The following is a 16,737-nucleotide window of genomic DNA, read 5'->3' as shown; positions in this document are numbered from 1 at the left end:
GTAAGAGAAAAGAGCCGATAGAAGCTCTTTTCTCGCTTTTTATCCACATCAAAAAGTGGTATTAATCACATTAATTGTCGATAGCAGGAGCAAGGAACTCATGGAATCAAATCAAGCGGGCCCAGTCTATAATTTCAGCGCAGGCCCAGCAGCCTTACCTAAAGCCGTGATGGAAAAAGCGCAAGCCGAGTTTATTAACTGGAACGAGCTTGGCACGTCCGTTATGGAAATTAGTCATCGCAGTAAACCTTTTATTCATGTTGCTCAAGAAGCGGAGCAAGATCTGCGAGATTTGCTTAATATCCCGAGTAATTACAAAGTATTATTTTGTCAGGGTGGAGCGCGCGCTCAGTTTGCGGCGGTGCCTTTAAATTTATTAGGCGATGCGACTAAAGCGACCTATATTGATGCGGGTTACTGGGCTGAAAGTGCGGTCAAAGAAGCGAAGAAATATTGTGAAATCGATGTTTTCAACGCCAAAGTGACCAAAGAGGGCAAAACAGCGGTATTACCAGCCAGCGAATGGAAAATCGATCCTGAGTCGGCTTACGTGCATTTTTGTCCGAATGAAACGATAGATGGTATTGAGATTAATGATTTACCAGATACAGACAAACCGATTGTAGCTGATATGTCATCTACGATTTTGTCGCGCCAAATAGACGTCTCAAAGTACGGGGTCATTTATGCGGGAGCGCAGAAAAACATTGGGCCAGCGGGGATCTGTATTGCGATTGTTCGTGATGATTTGCTTGATTTAGCCAGTGATGTGCTACCGACTATCTTGAATTATAAAGTGCAAGCTGAACAAGATTCTATGTTCAACACGCCGCCTACGTTTGCGTGGTATTTGTCGGGTCTCGTGTTCAAGTGGCTAAAAGGGCAGGGTGGTGTCGCTGCGGTTGAGAAAATCAACCGCGAGAAAGCAGCGCTGCTTTATAACGCAATTGATGAGTCACCTTTCTATCGCAATACCATTCACCCAAACAACCGTTCACTGATGAATGTGCCTTTCCAATTAGTGAAACCAGAGTTGGATAGTACGTTTTTAGAGTTGGCTGAAGCACGTGGTTTAGTCTCGCTGCAAGGTCACCGAGTCGCGGGTGGTATGCGTGCCTCGATTTACAATGCGATGACACTGGAAGGCGTTCAAGCCTTAGTTGATTTTATGCAAGAGTTTGAACAGCAGTACGCCTAACGTTTTTTATGGTATCAAAAACGATATAACATAAAATACGACCTTAAAAAAACAAAGCCCACTAAGTGGGCTTTGTCATTAATCGGCTAGATTGAAGAGCATTACAATTTGTCGGTTAACTCAATTGCTTGGCCAATGTAGTTGGCTGGTGTCATCTCTTTCAAGCGTGCTTTTTCAGCTTCAGGTAGCGCAAGACTATCAATAAAGTGGCGCATTGCTTCACCATCGACTCGCTTGCCGCGCGTGAGTTCTTTCAATTTTTCGTACGGTTTTTCGATGCCGTAGCGGCGCATAACCGTTTGCACTGGTTCAGCAAGGACTTCCCAGTTTTTATCGAGCTCAGCAAGCAGCGCATCACGGTTCACTTCCAGTTTACTGATCCCTTTTAGCGTTGAAGTGTAGGCGATGATCGCATAACCAACACCCACACCAAGGTTACGCAGCACGGTTGAATCTGTTAAGTCACGTTGCCAGCGAGAGATAGGCAGCTTTTGTGCTAGGTGATTGAACACGGCATTAGCAAGGCCTAGGTTGCCTTCTGAGTTTTCAAAATCGATCGGGTTGACTTTATGTGGCATTGTCGATGAACCAATTTCACCCGCAATGGTTCTTTGTCTGAAGTGGCCCAAAGCGATATAGCCCCAAATGTCACGATCGAAGTCGATCAGAATAGTATTGAAGCGGGCAACGGCATCAAATAGCTCTGCGATGTAATCATGTGGCTCAATTTGTGTGGTATAAGGGTTCCACGCCACACCTAGCGATTCAGTGATAAACTCTTCGCTAAAGGTATGCCAGTCGAGTTCTGGATAGGCTGAAAGGTGAGCGTTGTAGTTACCTACTGCGCCGTTTACTTTTGCGAGAATCTCGATATTGGCAATCTGCTTATATTGGCGTTCCATACGGTACGCTACGTTAGCCATCTCTTTACCCATAGTACTTGGTGATGCTGGCTGTCCGTGGGTACGAGACAATAACGGAATATCGCGATACTCTTCTGCTAAGTGACGAATCGCATCAATAATGTTGCGCATTTCAGGAAGAAGCACGGTATCGCGCGCTTCTTTGAGCATTAGCGCGTGAGATGTGTTGTTGATGTCTTCTGAAGTACAAGCAAAGTGAATGAATTCATTAACGGCGTGCAGCTCAGGAACACCCGCTACTTTTTCTTTTAAGAAATACTCTACAGCCTTAACATCATGGTTCGTTGTGCGTTCAATTTCTTTAATACGAGCGGCATCTTCTTCGCTAAAATTGTCTGCTATCGCATTAAGAAATTGATTGGCTTCATCACTGAATGCTGGAACTTCGGCAATTCCAGCAGTGGCTGAAAGCTTCTGTAACCAACGAATTTCAACAATGGTCCGATACTTGAGGAGACCAAACTCACTAAAGATACTGCGTAACGCAATCGTTTTACTTCCGTAGCGGCCGTCTACCGGTGAAACAGCAGTCAAGGCTGACAGTTCCATGTTTTTCTCCTGAATTTTGAGGTTAAGTGTGAGAGTGAATTCTTTGCGTCAATATTAGACTCGAGCTAATAAAATCTGAGCTTGTTCGATCATTTTCTTACGACCGAAGATCAGATGGCGACGCTTTCCTCCAACCTGACGCCACAAGACAGCGCAACGAATTCCTGAAAGGAGTAAGGCGCGCACTTTGTGCTGGGTTGAAGTTTGTTGAAGTATGGTAGGGGTTCCAGTGACTTGGATTCTCGGGCCAATAGGGCTGATAACATCCAAGTAGATACTGGCAAGGTTGCTGATCATCTGATCATCAAGCAAGTCAAAATGGTTGACTTGACGTTCAATCGTTTGAATACGATCGCCCAGCTGTGACATCGCATCACGACGAGCGCTTAATTTACGCTCTAATGCCATCAGGCTAATGATATAGCGAGTGATTTCACTCCCTGATGGCGTGCTATCAATACCTTTCACCAAACATTCGAGGCCAATTTTTAAGTTGGCCTCAGAGCCGAAGACATCAAGTGTATTGTTTGGATTAGTACTTAAGATAGCCGTTAGAGAAGTTTCAAACGCGTCTGAATCACAGTGACCATTTTTTGCTACGTGTTGCACTAAAGCGACAGCTTGGCAGATACCCGCAAAAGCGATGGTACGGTCATAAAGGGTGTTAGCCACGTTTATTACTCCTAAGTTGTTTAAATTCGCTGCTCAATAATTCCACCGCCAAGACACACATCGCCTTGATAGAAAACCGCGGATTGACCAGGCGTGACGGCCACTTGTGGCTCATCAAAAATGACTTTAATGTTTTCATCATCAATAGGGATGATGGTACACGCTATATCCGTTTGACGGTAACGCGTTTTTACCGTGCAGCTTAGCGTTGCTTGGATTGGTGTACGATCAACCCAGTGTAATTGGGAAGCGATCAAGCCATGAGATTTCAATAATGGGTGATCAGCGCCTTGGACTGCAATCAAAACGTTACGTTTAAGATCTTTATCAGCGACATACCATGGGTCTTCGTTACCGCCACCGCCTTTTTGGCCACCAATGTGTAACCCTTTGCGTTGACCTAAAGTGTGGTACATCAGGCCTTGATGTTCACCAATAACGAGACCTTCTGGTGTTTCAATTTTACCCGGTTGTGCTGGTAAATAGCGAGACAAGAAGTCGGTAAATTTGCGCTCGCCGATGAAACAGATACCGGTTGAATCTTTTTTCTTCGCCGTCACCAAACCTTGTTCTTCTGCAATGCGTCGAACTTCGGGTTTTTCTAAATCACCGACAGGAAATAAGCTACGAGCCACTTGTTCATGGCTTAATGTATAGAGGAAGTAGCTTTGGTCTTTGTTGTTGTCCAAGCCGCGCAGCATTTGTGGTTTGTCATTACCTTCAGGGAAGGTGCGTCGAACATAGTGGCCCATGGCGATATAATCGGCATCTAGCACTTCATCTGCAAACTCTAAAAAGGCTTTAAACTTGATTTCTTTGTTACAAAGAATGTCTGGGTTGGGAGTTCGCCCTGCTTTATATTCCTCAAGGAAATATTCAAATACGTTGTCCCAATATTCGGCGGCAAAATTAATGGTATGAAGAGGGATGTCTAACTTATCGCACACGGCTTGTGCATCGGCTAAATCTTCCGCCGCTGTACAATATTCCTCGTTATCATCTTCTTCCCAGTTCTTCATGAACAGGCCTTCGACTTGATAACCTTGCTCTTTGAGAAGATACGCCGAAACGGAGGAGTCAACACCACCGGACATGCCGACGATGACTTTCTTTTGGCTGTTTGCGCTGCGGTTGTCTGACATTACTTAATACCACTCAATTGACTTGGTCGCAGATTCTAGCAGAAAGATTTTCGTCGCGACAGATCCGAGACAGCAATCACACTTCTATCTGGTTTAATTGGCGTCGTATCTGTCAATGTCAGCAGAAATTAGTTTTAGAATTCTACAACGGCTTATGGCATAGTGCGTGCCATTTTAAAGCGTAACAAAAGGCCACAAAATGCAAGATGACAATCAGATTATGGATGACGCGTTCCTCATCGAAACAGTAGAGAATCAACTCGCGGACGGAAATCCGTTAAAGGTCAAAGAAACCTTGATGCGCTTGATGATGACAGGTCACTCAAGGGAGGATGCCGTTGCCTCTATTGCTTGTGCGCTTGCAATTGAGATTTTTGATGTGATGAAAAACGAAGGGCAATTTGACCTAAAACGCTATTCAGAGCATTTAGATAGGTTACCTGATCTCAGCTTTATGGAAGGTGAATAAAAATAATCAAGAGCAAACGTTTGCTATAATTGCCTTAGTTGCCGCGCTAATGGGTGCGCGGTAGAATCGCGCATCTTTTTCTCCTCTACTCAGACTGACGTTATGAAATTTCCTGGCCAACGCAAATCAAAGCATTACTTTCCTGTTCATGCACGTGACCCACTTGTTATCCAAGCACAAGAAAATAAAAAAATGTCACGTACACATATTATTGGTATCGACCAGACCTTGGTGGATATAGAAGCGAAAGTAAATACTGACCTCATCGAAAAATATGAGCTTAGTAAAGGCCATTCGTTAGTGATTGACGATCAGAAGGCCGAAGCTTTGTACACTGAGCTCAAACAAAATGGTCTGATTACTAACGAATATGCTGGGGGAACGATTGGCAACACATTACACAATTATTCGGTGCTGGCAGATGATCGCTCAACGTTGTTAGGTGTGATGAGCCAAGATATCAAAATTGGTAGCTACGGTTATCGTTATTTATGTAATACATCAAGTCGGATGGATCTGAATTATTTACAAGCGGTCGATGGAGCGATTGGGCGCTGCTTTGCCTTGATCACAGAGGATGGAGAAAGAACCTTTGCTATTAGTGAAGGGCAAATGAACCAACTTCGCGCAGAAAGTGTTCCAGAAAAAATATTTAAAAGTGCTTCAGCCTTAGTACTGACTGCTTATTTAATTCGCTGCAAAACTGGTGATCCAATGCCAGAGGCAACAATGAGAGCGATTGAATATGCTAAGAAATATGATGTACCTGTTGTTTTAACCTTAGGTACTAAATTTGTTATTCAAGATGACCCTCAATTTTGGCAAAATTTTTTGCGTGATCATGTTACTGTTGTTGCCATGAATGAAGATGAAGCCGAAGCATTAACCGGGGAAAGTGATCCCCTTGCAGCGTCAAATAAAGCCTTAAATTGGGTTGATCTTGTATTATGCACCGCAGGCCCAGTCGGTTTATTTATGGCAGGATATACTGAAGATGCGGCGAAACGTGAAACATCGTTGCCACTATTACCTGGTTCTATTGCTGAATTCAATCGTTATGAATTTAGTCGCCCAGCATCAAAAATAAGTTGTGAAAATCCGATACGTGTTTATTCTCATATTTCACCGTATATGGGTGGACCTGAGAAAATTAAAAATACTAATGGTGCGGGAGATGCGGCGTTGTCGGCATTGCTGCATGATATGGCAGCCAATAAATATCATAAAGAGAACGTCCCTAATTCGAGCAAGCATCAGAATAACTTTTTAACCTATTCATCCTTCTCGCAAGTTTGCAAATATTCCAACCGTGCCAGTTATGAGGTGCTAGCCCAGCATTCACCTCGTCTGTCACGTGGTTTACCTGAACGTGAAGACAGCTTAGAAGAAGCGTATTGGGAAAGATAAAAGATTAAAATAATAAAAAGGCTCCGTTAGGAGCCTTTTTATTTGCTAAAGAGTTATTAAATCTCGAATTCTTCTAGAGATTTACCTGCATCAAGTTGCTCTTGAATTGCAGAAGGTGTGCGACCTTGACCTGTCCATGTTTTTTCTTGGCCATTGGCATCAAGATATTTGTATTTTGCTGGACGAGGTGCGCGTTTGCCTTGAACTTTAACTTTGTTCTTAGTTTCACCAGAAAGTGCAGAAATTAATGCGCTTACATCAATACCGTCTTTGGCAATCTGTTCTGCAATCGCAGCCAGCTTCGCTTCTTGTTCTGCGCGAGCAGAGCGTTCTTCTTCTTCCGCTTCTCTGCGTTCTTGAACAACGATCGTTAATTTATCTAGTGCTTCTTCAAGCTGCTCTAGAGTGAGTTCACGGGAAAAAGCGCGTAGGCTACGAATATTAAGTAGAGTTTTTGTTAATTCAGACATGACTATTCCTATTTGATTTAATTTAGTCGACACAGCAATAATAAACTGCTGAATTGGTACTTACAATATTAGATTCAAATATTAATGAAAATTTTATAGATAAATAAAAATCAAAAAAATATGAACTTGTTAATGATGAGCTAATTTCATACATAAGTAGTAGTATCAAGAAGATCATCAATGATTTTTAGATAGACTTATAATTAATGTTTTTTATTATAATCTTCGTGATATTCATTGCACCACATTATGAAAGAAGTCTCAATGTTTCTTAATGAATGTGACCAATAATTGATGCACTTTGATGACATGATCGGTTGCAATGCATTCGTTGTTAAGTACAATGTCATTTACCTAAAGCGAAGTAAGACATTTATCATTGTTAAAATGACTTAATAACGGTGATTTATTGTACTTTCTTTGACGTAGAGGTGCGGTAAAAAATAGTAACTTTTGTTGGGGTAATGCCAATGAACAAAAGTGAAAGGTTTTATCGCCGAAGTAAGTATGCACATTAAAGCAGCTTGCTGGGGTTGTATTCGAATAGGAACAACACTGCCATAGTCTATTCTTTTTTTAAACTATGGAGCGCTACTGTAGGGTTGGGTGAAGTGTTCGCTTCCCTTTCGCTTAGTTCAACATGAATTACGTGGTTATCTTAGCTCGTAATTTGTCTGCAGTAGATCTCTAACCATTTACTTACTGGTTTTTGAAGATCATGAATTTAATCGATTTTGCATCATCTCCTCTGTCGCTGTTACCGCCTCTGGTAGCATTAAGTTTGGCTGTTCTTACACGCAGAGTACTTGTTTCATTAGGTGTCGGTATTGTATTAGGCGCGGTATTACTCGCGGATTATTCTTTTGGTAGTGCATTCAGTTATGTTGCTACTAAGGTATCAAGCGTCTTTGTTGCTGATGGCGGCATTAACACTTGGAATATGAGTATCGTCGGGTTTTTGCTTTTATTAGGTATGATGACCGCGCTATTAACTTTGTCTGGCGGTACTCGTGCTTTTGCCGAATGGGCACAAGTCCGCGTAAAAAGTAAACGTGGCTCAAAACTGCTGGCGGCATTTTTGGGTGTGTTTATTTTCGTTGATGATTATTTTAACAGTTTAGCCGTAGGTTCTATTTCTCGCCCTGTGACTGACCGCTTTTATGTATCTCGCGCTAAACTTGCCTATATCCTTGATTCAACTGCAGCACCAATGTGCGTTGTGATGCCAGCTTCTAGTTGGGGCGCGTACATTATGACGATTATTGGCGGTATTCTCGTTTCTCACGGGATTACCGAATATTCGGCATTGGGCGCGTACATGCGTTTAGTACCAATGAATTTTTATGCCATTTTTGCATTACTGATGGTGTTTGCGGTGGTGTGGTTCCAATTAGATATTGGTCAAATGCGCCAGCATGAAATTAATGCCTCCCAAGGCCGTGGATTCGACGACGCAAATGAAAACGATAGCCAAGACGCACATGAGTTAAATGAAGAGCTTGATATCAAAGAGAGTGAACATGGCAAAGTGTTGGATCTGGTTCTGCCTATCGTATTACTCATCATTGCAACGGTTTCAGCCATGTTATTTACGGGTGGTCAATCTTTAGCCGCAGACGGTAAAGCATTTGATCTACTGGGTGCGTTTGAAAACACCAATGTTGGCGCTTCATTGATTTACGGCGGGCTAGTTGGCTTGGCGATGGCTCTGTTTACTGTGTTTAAGCAAAAGCTGCCAATGAATGACATCAGTAATACATTGTGGATCGGTGCTAAATCGATGTTTGGTGCGATTTTGATCCTGATTTTTGCCTGGACAATTGGCTCTGTTATTGGGGACATGAAAACCGGTGCGTATATGTCATCTTTGGTTCAAGGTAATATTGATCCGCATTGGCTACCGGTCATCTTATTCTTACTATCGGGCGTGATGGCGTTTTCAACCGGCACTTCTTGGGGAACGTTTGGCATCATGTTGCCCATTGCTGGAGATATGGCTGCGGCGACCGATATCGCTCTAATACTCCCTATGCTGAGCGCGGTGCTCGCTGGTTCCGTTTTTGGTGACCACTGTTCTCCTATTTCTGACACCACCATTTTATCGTCGACAGGCGCGCGTTGTAATCATATCGATCACGTTGCGACACAATTGCCGTATGCACTGGCTACGGCCTTGGTTTCGAGTGTCGGTTTTGTTGTTTTAGGAATGACAGCGTCAGTGCTGATCTCGTTGGCTTGTGCCTCTGTTGCATTTATCATTGTGTGCATGATTATGGCCGCTATGGCGAAATCAAAAATGACACATTGCGAGACGTTGTAGCTGTATTTTGGTTAAATAGAGTTGATGAAAGGGAAACGAAATTTTCCCTTTTTTATTACTGGCGCACGACGGCGAAAAAAGATTTTAAAAAAGCAAAATTTTTAGTTGAAAAAGAACATCAGCTTGGTTAGTGTGGAGTCAAGACAGCAAACCAATAAGAGCTGATAAGTATGCGTAATTTTGTAATGAACATTCATCATCACCATCACCCTAAATAATCTTTCGGGGAGATGTACGCATACCCGGGAGGCAGGAAACTCCCGGTGGTTAAGTCAAAGCATTTAGATTAAAACCCTCGGGAGAACGCAAATCTCCCGAGGGTTTTTTCATTTTGCTTTAACTCAATTCCAAATACATTCAATACATTGCACAGGGAAATTGTCATGCAAACACAACGCCTAAGAATTGCCATCCAGAAGAAAGGCCGCTTGAGCTCAGAGTGCCAAGACTTACTTAAAAAATGCGGCGTGAAATTCAATATCATGGGTGAGCGTCTTGTCGTTCACTCTCTCAATATGCCGATCGACCTACTGCTAGTGCGTGATGACGACATACCCGGGCTGGTGATGGACGGTGTGGTTGATCTCGGTTTCATTGGTGAGAATGAACTGGAAGAGGTGCGTTTAGAACGCTTGTCGCAAAATAAGAAAAGTGAGTTTGTTTCACTGCGCCGTCTTGATTTTGGTGGTTGCCGCTTATCCATCGCGATCAATAAAGATCAGCAATACAACGGCCCTCAAGATTTGGCGGGTAAACGCATCGCCACAACTTATCCGCAGTTACTCAAAGCGTACATGGATGAAAAGGGCATTGATTTTAGCACTTGTGTGCTCACCGGTTCTGTTGAGGTTGCGCCACGAGCTGGCTTAGCTGATGCGATTGCTGACCTTGTTTCTACCGGCGCAACATTAGAAGCAAATGGCCTCAAAGAGGCTGAAGTTATCTTCCAATCCAAAGCAACACTCATTCAGCGTCAAGGTGAATTCAGTGAAGATAAGCAAGCATTGATTGCTCGTTTATTGACGCGTATGCAAGGCGTGATTCAAGCTAAAGAGTCCAAATACATCATGCTGCATGCCCCGGTTGATCAATTAGAAGCGATTAAAGACTTACTTCCGGGAGCGGAAGACCCAACAGTGCTGCCTTTATCGGCGGAGAAAAATCGTGTTGCAGTACATGTGGTCAGTACCGAGAACCTATTTTGGGAAACTATGGAGCGCCTAAAAGCATTAGGGGCGAGTTCTATTTTGGTTTTACCTATAGATAAAATGATGGAGTAACGGCGATGAGAACTGTCGTTTGGCAATCGTTGAGTGAAACTCAGCAAGATTCAATTTTAGAACGCCCGGCCATTACTGAAGGAGCCAATGTCACTGCTGCCGTGAGCGCCGTGATTGCGCAGGTAAAAGCGCAAGGTGACCAAGCTTTAATTGAGTTAACTGAAAAATTTGACCGCGTGAAACCGGATTCAATTCGCGTCTCAAGTGGTGAGATTGATGCGGCGTGTGAGCGTCTTTCTGACAAGATGAAACGAGCGCTTCAACAAGCTTATGAGAACATTACTAAGTTCCATAAAGCACAAAAGCTGCAACCGATCAAAGTGGAAACGCAGCCGGGAGTGGTGTGTGAACAAGTCACGCGTCCAATTAATACGGTGGGCTTGTACATTCCCGGAGGCAGTGCGCCTTTACCTTCTACCGTATTAATGTTGGGTGTTCCTGCACAAATTGCAGGGTGTCGTAAAGTGGTGCTCTGCTCACCGCCACCGATTGCGGACGAAATCCTCTACGTGGCCAAGCTGTGTAACATTGATGAGGTATACAACATTGGTGGTGGTCAAGCGATTGCAGCAATGGCTTATGGGACGAAATCCGTTGCTAAAGTAGACAAAATCTTCGGCCCCGGTAATGCCTACGTGACAGAAGCAAAACGTCAAGTGAGTAATGATTTTCGCGGTGCAGCGATTGATATGCCAGCGGGTCCTTCGGAAGTGTTGGTGATTGCTGATGATACGGCTGATGCCGATTTCATCGCGGCTGATCTGCTTAGCCAAGCTGAGCACGGACCTGATTCACAAGTTGTGTTAGTGACCCCTTCAGCGGTGATTGCCGATCAAGTAACAGATGCAGTGCAAAAGCAGCTAAAAAGCTTATCTCGCGCCGCCATTGCAGAAAAGGCCTTGGCTTCTAGTTTGATCATTATCGCTGAGTCTTTGACCCAAGCAGTTTCTATCTCGAACTACTACGGCCCTGAGCACTTAATTGTGCAAACGCGGAACCCTCGTGAGCTGTTGCCGTTACTTGATAACGCTGGCTCAATTTTCTTAGGTGAGTGGTCACCAGAATCAGCCGGTGACTACGCTTCGGGTACCAACCACGTTTTGCCAACATACGGTTACACGCGTACTTATTCTAGCCTTGGTTTAGCTGATTTTAGTAAGCGCATGACGGTGCAAGAACTCAGCGCAGAGGGCTTACAAGGGTTAGCGCCAACCGTGGTCACAATGGCAGAAGCTGAAGGATTGGATGCACACAAACGTGCGGTCACCATTCGAGTCGAAAAATTGCAAAAGGCGAAAAAATAATGGAAAAACTGGCTCGTAAGCAAATTCAAGCACTGAAACCTTACTTATCGGCTCGCCGTATTGGCGGCAGTGGTGATGTGTGGCTCAATGCCAACGAATCGCCATTCAATAATGAGTACAAAACCGATTTTGTGCGTTTGAACCGTTACAGTGATTGCCAACCCAAAGCTATGATCGATGCGTATGCGGCTTATGCCAAGGTACAGCCAGAGCAGGTGTTGACCTCACGCGGTGCTGATGAAGGGATTGAACTTTTGATCCGCGCATTTTGTGAGCCCAATCAAGACGCTATTTTATACTGTCCGCCGACTTATGGTATGTACGCGATTAGCGCTGAAACGTTCGGTGTCGAGCGTAAAGTTGTGCCATTAACGGCGGATTGGCAGCTCGACCTGTCAGCCATTCGTGCCAATTTGGACAGCGTGAAGTTGATCTTCGTTTGTAGTCCTAATAATCCAACCGGCAATTTAGTTAAGCGCCAAGATATTATTGCTTTGCTGGAAATGACTAAAGACCGCGCTATTGTCGTGATGGATGAAGCCTACATTGATTTTTGTCCAGAAGCCTCAACCGTTGATTTATTAGCGCAATATCCGAATTTGGCGATTTTACGCACCTTATCCAAAGCGTTTGCGCTTGCAGGTTTGCGCTGCGGTTTTACCTTGGCCAATAAAGAGCTGATTGATGTGCTGCAGAAGGTAATTGCACCTTATCCCGTGCCAATTCCGGTAGCAGACATTGCCGTGCAAGCGTTATCGGAAGCTGGGCTTGCTCGTACCAAATTCCAAGTGTTGGATCTCAATGCAAACCGTGCTTACTTACAAGCAGGGTTGTATATGGTGCCCCATTTAACTGTGTTTGAAGGGTGGGGAAACTACCTATTAGTGAAATTCCCCGATGGCGATGCATTGTTTAAAGCCGCTTGGGATCACGGCATTATTTTACGCAATTCTCCGATTGAAAATTGCGTGAGGATCAGTATCGGTAATCGCGAAGAGTGTGAAAAAACACTCGCTTTTATTCGCAATTATTATCAGTAATCGAGCACCATAAATAGCCAAAAATGAATAAGAGCCAGTCGTTTAAGTGACGTTACTGGCCAATAGAAAAGGATATTCCAGTGAGCAAACAGCAAAAAATTCTCTTTATTGATCGTGACGGCACCTTAATTGTTGAGCCTCCGGTCGATTTCCAAGTTGATCGTTTAGACAAACTGAAACTAGAGCCGTATGTGATCCCAAGCCTACTGGCTTTGCAGGCTGCGGGTTATCGGCTGGTGATGGTCACCAACCAAGATGGACTGGGGACGGATAGCTATCCTCAAGCGGATTTCGATGCCCCTCATGCGATGATGATGGACATTTTTCAGTCCCAAGGAGTGATCTTTGATGATGTGCTGATTTGCCCGCACTTTGAAAAAGATAATTGCTCTTGCCGCAAACCCAAACTGGGGATGGTTAAAGAGTATCTGCAAGGAGGCAAAGTCGATTTTCAGCAATCAGTGGTGATTGGCGATCGAATGACCGACCTGCAACTGGCTGAAAATATGGCGATCCGTGGTATTCAATATCATCCGAAAAGTATGGGATGGCGTGAAATAGTTAAAGACTTAACCGTGAAAGCGCGCAGCGCCGAAGTGGTAAGAACCACTAAAGAGACCGACATTAAAGTTGCGGTCAATTTGGATGAAACGGGTGGTAATCAAATTACAACGGGGTTAGGTTTTTTTGACCACATGCTTGACCAAATCGCAACCCATGGTGGTTTTCAATTGAAGTTGAGCGTCAATGGTGATCTGCACATTGATGATCACCACACCATTGAAGATACCGCATTAGCACTCGGGCAAGCCTTAAAAGAGGCATTAGGCGATAAGCGTGGCATTGGTCGTTTTGGTTTTTCGTTGCCGATGGATGAGTGTTTAGCACAATGCGCGCTCGATCTATCGGGTCGCCCTTATCTGAAATTTGAGGCCACCTTTACACGTGAGCAAGTGGGCGATCTCTCCACTGAAATGGTATATCACTTCTTCCGTTCATTAACCGACACTTTGGCCTGTACGCTGCATCTCTCATCCAGTGGTGAGAATGATCACCATATTATTGAAAGTTTGTTTAAGGCTTTTGGCCGCACATTGCGCCAAGCCATTAAAGTGGAAGGCAATGAACTACCTAGCAGCAAAGGAGTACTGTAATGTCGTCAGTCCGCGAAGCGATGAGTGATCACAGCAGCCAGCCGCAAAAGGTCGTCATCATTGATACAGGCTGCGCTAATGTTTCTTCCGTGAAATTTGCCATCGAACGCTTGGGTTACCCAGTCACTATTTCAAAAGATCCTGATGTGGTGTTGACGGCAGATAAGCTGTTTTTACCCGGTGTCGGTACGGCAAGTGAGGCGATGAAAAATCTGCAACAGCGCGATTTAATCACCTTGGTGAAACAGGTTGAAAAACCACTGCTCGGCATCTGCTTAGGCATGCAACTGTTAGGTCAGCTGTCAGAAGAAAAAGGACAGCAAGCTAACGATCAAGCTAATGACATTGTTGAATGCTTGGGTTTATGTGATGGTGAGGTTCGCCTGATGGATACAGGCGATTTACCACTGCCACATATGGGTTGGAACACGGTCAATGCCGAAAGAGGCCATCCTCTGTTTAAAGGCATTGAGCAGGGTGAATATTTCTATTTTGTCCATAGCTACGCCATGCCCGTCGGTGAATACACGATTGCCGAATGTGAATACGGTAAGCCTTTCACCGCGGCGCTGCAAAGCGGTAATTACTATGGTGTCCAATTTCACCCAGAGCGCTCATCCAAAGCAGGCTCAGCACTGATCAAGAACTTCTTGGAATTATAAAAGGGAATTAGCAATGATTATTCCAGCATTAGATTTAATTGATGGCCAAGTGGTTCGCTTATTTCAAGGCGATTATGGTCAAGTTACCGAATACAAAGTGGATCCTGCAGAGCAGTTTCGCCTCTATCATCAGGCTGGAGCTAACTGGTTGCACCTTGTCGATTTAACGGGTGCAAAAGATACCTCAGCCCGACAGCTTGATCTGATTGCCAAACTGCTTGCCAGTACCCCTGCCAATATTCAAATTGGTGGCGGTGTGCGTAGTGAGCAAGATGTGGTGGATTTATTAAATGCGGGTGCGCAGCGCGTGGTTGTCGGTTCTACGGCCGTAAAACAGCCTGAATTAGTCAAAGGATGGATGGAAAAGTATGGCGCAGAAAAAATTGTGCTAGCGCTCGACATCAACATTGATCAAGACGGCACACGTAAAGTGGCCATTTCAGGTTGGCAAGAAGATTCAGGTGTAACGATAGAAGCCTTGATTGATGATTACCTAACGGTCGGTTTGACACACGTATTGTGCACTGATATTTCCCGCGATGGCACACTAGCCGGTTCTAACGTTGAGTTGTATATCGATTTATGCAAACAGTACCCACAAGTACAGTTTCAATCCTCAGGTGGTATCGGTAGCTTAGCGGACATCAAAGTCTTAACAGGCAGTGGTGTTGCTGGCGTGATCGTCGGTCGTGCCTTATTAGATGGTAAGTTCACCGCTCAGGAGGCATTCGAATGTTGGCAAAACGCATAATTCCTTGTTTGGATGTCCGCGATGGACAAGTAGTGAAAGGGGTGCAGTTTCGCAATCACGAAATCATTGGTGATATCGTACCGCTTGCAAAACGCTACGCCGAAGAGGGCGCGGATGAGTTGGTGTTTTACGACATTACCGCGTCGAGTGATGGCCGAGTGGTTGATAAAAGTTGGGTTGCGCGTGTCGCGGCAGTGATTGATATTCCATTTTGCGTCGCGGGCGGTATTAAATCTGCCGAAGATGCTGCGCGAATTTTAGAATTTGGTGCAGATAAAGTCTCCATTAACTCTCCAGCACTCGCTAACCCACAGTTGATTACTGACTTAGCGGATAAATTTGGCGTGCAATGTATTGTGGTCGGCATTGACTCTTACTTCGATCAAGAAACGGGTCAGTATCAGGTCTATCAATTTACTGGCGATGAGACGCGCACCAAAGCAACACAGTGGCAAACTTGCGATTGGGTACAAGAGGTACAAAAACGTGGTGCGGGTGAAATCGTATTGAATATGATGAACCAAGACGGCGTGCGTAATGGTTATGATCTACAGCAACTCCAGAAGGTACGTGCTGTGTGTCGCGTGCCACTTATCGCTTCTGGCGGGGCGGGAACGATGGAGCACTTTGCGCAAGCTTACCAACAAGCTCATGTCGATGGCGCGTTGGCGGCATCGGTTTTTCACAAGCAGATCATCAATATCGGCGAATTAAAACAATATTTACAAGCAGAAGGTGTAGAGGTAAGACGATGAGTTTTCAAGTATCGAGTGCGGTTGCACTTTCTGAGCGTATTGATTGGAACAAAGTTGATGGCCTTGTTCCGGCGATAGTGCAAGATTTTCAATCAAGTCAAGTGCTTATGATGGGTTACATGAACCAAGATGCGTTGCAAAAAACCGCGCAAACAGGCCAAGTGACGTTCTTTTCTCGCAGCAAACAGCGCCTTTGGACCAAAGGAGAGACCTCTGGTCATGTGTTACAGTTAAAAAACATGGCGCTCGATTGTGATAACGACACTTTATTGGTCAAAGTGAATCCCATTGGGCCAACGTGCCATACTGGAACCACAACCTGTTGGGATAACGATGCACAAGAAGAGTCTCAAATGGTGTGGCTTCATCAGCTTGAGCAGCTATTGGCTGCCCGCAAGAGTGCCGACCCTGATTCCTCTTACACCGCTAGCCTTTATGCCCGTGGAACAAAGCGTATTTCGCAGAAAGTGGGCGAAGAGGGCGTTGAAGTTGCACTTGCGGCGACGTCGGGCGATAAGGCGGAGTTAGTGTGTGAGTCTGCTGATTTGATTTATCACTTATTGGTGCTATTGCAAGACCAAGGATTAGCGTTGAGTGATGTGATTGATAAGCTTAAAGAACGCCATAAATAAACACAGTGA

At 44.6% G+C, this 16,737-nt stretch carries 16 protein-coding genes, 1 riboswitch and 1 other annotated feature; of the genes, 12 read left to right on the top strand and 4 right to left on the bottom strand.

Going from position 1 to position 16,737, the window contains the following annotated elements:
• The first annotated feature begins 100 nt into the window (after window positions 1–100).
• The gene (gene serC, locus AACT18_RS07160) at window positions 101–1,198 is read left to right on the top strand and encodes a 3-phosphoserine/phosphohydroxythreonine transaminase (RefSeq protein WP_161439591.1); all 1,098 of its coding nucleotides are present in this window, start codon (window positions 101–103) and stop codon (window positions 1,196–1,198) included.
• A 101-nt stretch (window positions 1,199–1,299) separates the two neighbouring features.
• Here the strand turns inward: serC and purB are convergent, their stop codons facing one another.
• Genes purB through mnmA form a run of 3 tightly spaced genes read right to left on the bottom strand, consistent with a single transcriptional unit; the run spans window position 1,300 to window position 4,484 of the window.
• Complete coding sequence (gene purB, locus AACT18_RS07155; RefSeq protein ID WP_019281972.1) at window positions 1,300–2,670, bottom strand: adenylosuccinate lyase; 1,371 nt, start codon at window positions 2,668–2,670, stop codon at window positions 1,300–1,302.
• Window positions 2,671–2,724: 54 nt separating this feature from the next.
• Complete coding sequence (gene hflD, locus AACT18_RS07150; RefSeq protein WP_013857105.1) at window positions 2,725–3,342, bottom strand: high frequency lysogenization protein HflD; 618 nt, start codon at window positions 3,340–3,342, stop codon at window positions 2,725–2,727.
• A gap of 20 nt (window positions 3,343–3,362) precedes the next feature.
• A complete protein-coding gene (gene mnmA, locus AACT18_RS07145; RefSeq protein WP_013857104.1) occupies window positions 3,363–4,484 on the bottom strand; it encodes a tRNA 2-thiouridine(34) synthase MnmA in 1,122 nt (373 codons plus the stop codon).
• Between the two features lie 199 nt (window positions 4,485–4,683).
• Here mnmA and AACT18_RS07140 point away from each other — a divergent pair, with 199 nt between their 5' ends.
• A complete protein-coding gene (locus tag AACT18_RS07140) occupies window positions 4,684–4,953 on the top strand; it encodes a hypothetical protein (RefSeq protein WP_013857103.1) in 270 nt (89 codons plus the stop codon).
• 102 nt (window positions 4,954–5,055) lie between these two features.
• Window positions 5,056–6,360 carry an inosine/guanosine kinase gene (locus tag AACT18_RS07135; protein WP_088721150.1) on the top strand — a complete coding sequence of 435 codons (1,305 nt, stop codon included), beginning with the start codon at window positions 5,056–5,058 and terminating at the stop codon, window positions 6,358–6,360.
• A gap of 56 nt (window positions 6,361–6,416) precedes the next feature.
• Here the strand turns inward: AACT18_RS07135 and AACT18_RS07130 are convergent, their stop codons facing one another.
• Entirely contained in the window at window positions 6,417–6,830 is a 414-nt protein-coding gene (locus tag AACT18_RS07130; RefSeq protein WP_017043902.1) for an H-NS histone family protein, read from the bottom strand.
• 418 nt (window positions 6,831–7,248) lie between these two features.
• A riboswitch (Lysine riboswitch) is annotated at window positions 7,249–7,432 on the top strand.
• 116 nt (window positions 7,433–7,548) lie between these two features.
• Between AACT18_RS07130 and AACT18_RS07125 the strand changes: the two genes are divergently transcribed.
• The 9 genes from AACT18_RS07125 to hisIE all read left to right on the top strand — a co-directional run bounded on the left by AACT18_RS07125 (window position 7,549) and on the right by hisIE (window position 16,728).
• Window positions 7,549–9,150 (top strand): Na+/H+ antiporter NhaC family protein, encoded by a 1,602-nt coding sequence (locus tag AACT18_RS07125; RefSeq protein WP_026028031.1) that lies wholly within the window; start codon window positions 7,549–7,551, stop codon window positions 9,148–9,150.
• Window positions 9,151–9,343: 193 nt separating this feature from the next.
• Window positions 9,344–9,480 (top strand) — a sequence feature (His leader region).
• Window positions 9,481–9,533: 53 nt separating this feature from the next.
• Window positions 9,534–10,430, top strand: a complete 897-nt coding sequence (hisG, locus tag AACT18_RS07120; RefSeq protein ID WP_026027608.1) for an ATP phosphoribosyltransferase — start codon at window positions 9,534–9,536, stop codon at window positions 10,428–10,430.
• Window positions 10,431–10,435: 5 nt separating this feature from the next.
• A complete protein-coding gene (hisD, locus tag AACT18_RS07115) occupies window positions 10,436–11,734 on the top strand; it encodes a histidinol dehydrogenase (RefSeq protein ID WP_088728791.1) in 1,299 nt (432 codons plus the stop codon).
• Window positions 11,734–12,774, top strand: coding sequence for a histidinol-phosphate transaminase (gene hisC, locus AACT18_RS07110; protein ID WP_094125962.1), 1,041 nt, complete (start codon window positions 11,734–11,736; stop codon window positions 12,772–12,774). Before hisD ends, hisC begins: the two co-directional genes overlap by 1 nt.
• An 80-nt stretch (window positions 12,775–12,854) precedes the next feature.
• Window positions 12,855–13,928, top strand: coding sequence for a bifunctional histidinol-phosphatase/imidazoleglycerol-phosphate dehydratase HisB (hisB, locus tag AACT18_RS07105; RefSeq protein ID WP_013857094.1), 1,074 nt, complete (start codon window positions 12,855–12,857; stop codon window positions 13,926–13,928).
• Window positions 13,928–14,590 (top strand): imidazole glycerol phosphate synthase subunit HisH, encoded by a 663-nt coding sequence (hisH, locus tag AACT18_RS07100; protein ID WP_017044648.1) that lies wholly within the window; start codon window positions 13,928–13,930, stop codon window positions 14,588–14,590. The genes hisB and hisH overlap by 1 nt, the downstream gene beginning before the upstream one ends.
• Window positions 14,591–14,603: 13 nt before the next feature.
• A complete protein-coding gene (hisA, locus tag AACT18_RS07095) occupies window positions 14,604–15,341 on the top strand; it encodes a 1-(5-phosphoribosyl)-5-[(5-phosphoribosylamino)methylideneamino]imidazole-4-carboxamide isomerase (RefSeq protein ID WP_019281965.1) in 738 nt (245 codons plus the stop codon).
• Window positions 15,323–16,096 carry an imidazole glycerol phosphate synthase subunit HisF gene (hisF, locus tag AACT18_RS07090; RefSeq protein ID WP_017044649.1) on the top strand — a complete coding sequence of 258 codons (774 nt, stop codon included), beginning with the start codon at window positions 15,323–15,325 and terminating at the stop codon, window positions 16,094–16,096. The genes hisA and hisF overlap by 19 nt, the downstream gene beginning before the upstream one ends.
• Window positions 16,093–16,728, top strand: coding sequence for a bifunctional phosphoribosyl-AMP cyclohydrolase/phosphoribosyl-ATP diphosphatase HisIE (hisIE, locus tag AACT18_RS07085; protein ID WP_017043909.1), 636 nt, complete (start codon window positions 16,093–16,095; stop codon window positions 16,726–16,728). The genes hisF and hisIE overlap by 4 nt, the downstream gene beginning before the upstream one ends.
• The last annotated feature ends 9 nt before the right edge of the window (window positions 16,729–16,737 follow it).

Source organism: Vibrio sp. V04_P4A5T148, from assembly GCF_963875605.1.
GTDB classification, from domain to species: Bacteria; Pseudomonadota; Gammaproteobacteria; order Enterobacterales; family Vibrionaceae; genus Vibrio; species Vibrio anguillarum.
This window is presented reverse-complemented; position numbering and strand designations above follow the sequence as displayed.

Coding starts and splice junctions, on each gene's coding strand:
- serC (WP_161439591.1), top strand. CDS start 101: ATGGAATCAAATCAAGCGGGCCCAGTCTATAATTTCAGCGCAGGCCCA.
- purB (WP_019281972.1), bottom strand. CDS start 2,670: ATGGAACTGTCAGCCTTGACTGCTGTTTCACCGGTAGACGGCCGCTAC.
- mnmA (WP_013857104.1), bottom strand. CDS start 4,484: ATGTCAGACAACCGCAGCGCAAACAGCCAAAAGAAAGTCATCGTCGGC.
- AACT18_RS07140 (WP_013857103.1), top strand. CDS start 4,684: ATGCAAGATGACAATCAGATTATGGATGACGCGTTCCTCATCGAAACA.
- AACT18_RS07135 (WP_088721150.1), top strand. CDS start 5,056: ATGAAATTTCCTGGCCAACGCAAATCAAAGCATTACTTTCCTGTTCAT.
- AACT18_RS07130 (WP_017043902.1), bottom strand. CDS start 6,830: ATGTCTGAATTAACAAAAACTCTACTTAATATTCGTAGCCTACGCGCT.
- AACT18_RS07125 (WP_026028031.1), top strand. CDS start 7,549: ATGAATTTAATCGATTTTGCATCATCTCCTCTGTCGCTGTTACCGCCT.
- hisG (WP_026027608.1), top strand. CDS start 9,534: ATGCAAACACAACGCCTAAGAATTGCCATCCAGAAGAAAGGCCGCTTG.
- hisD (WP_088728791.1), top strand. CDS start 10,436: ATGAGAACTGTCGTTTGGCAATCGTTGAGTGAAACTCAGCAAGATTCA.
- hisC (WP_094125962.1), top strand. CDS start 11,734: ATGGAAAAACTGGCTCGTAAGCAAATTCAAGCACTGAAACCTTACTTA.
- hisH (WP_017044648.1), top strand. CDS start 13,928: ATGTCGTCAGTCCGCGAAGCGATGAGTGATCACAGCAGCCAGCCGCAA.
- hisA (WP_019281965.1), top strand. CDS start 14,604: ATGATTATTCCAGCATTAGATTTAATTGATGGCCAAGTGGTTCGCTTA.
- hisF (WP_017044649.1), top strand. CDS start 15,323: ATGTTGGCAAAACGCATAATTCCTTGTTTGGATGTCCGCGATGGACAA.
- hisIE (WP_017043909.1), top strand. CDS start 16,093: ATGAGTTTTCAAGTATCGAGTGCGGTTGCACTTTCTGAGCGTATTGAT.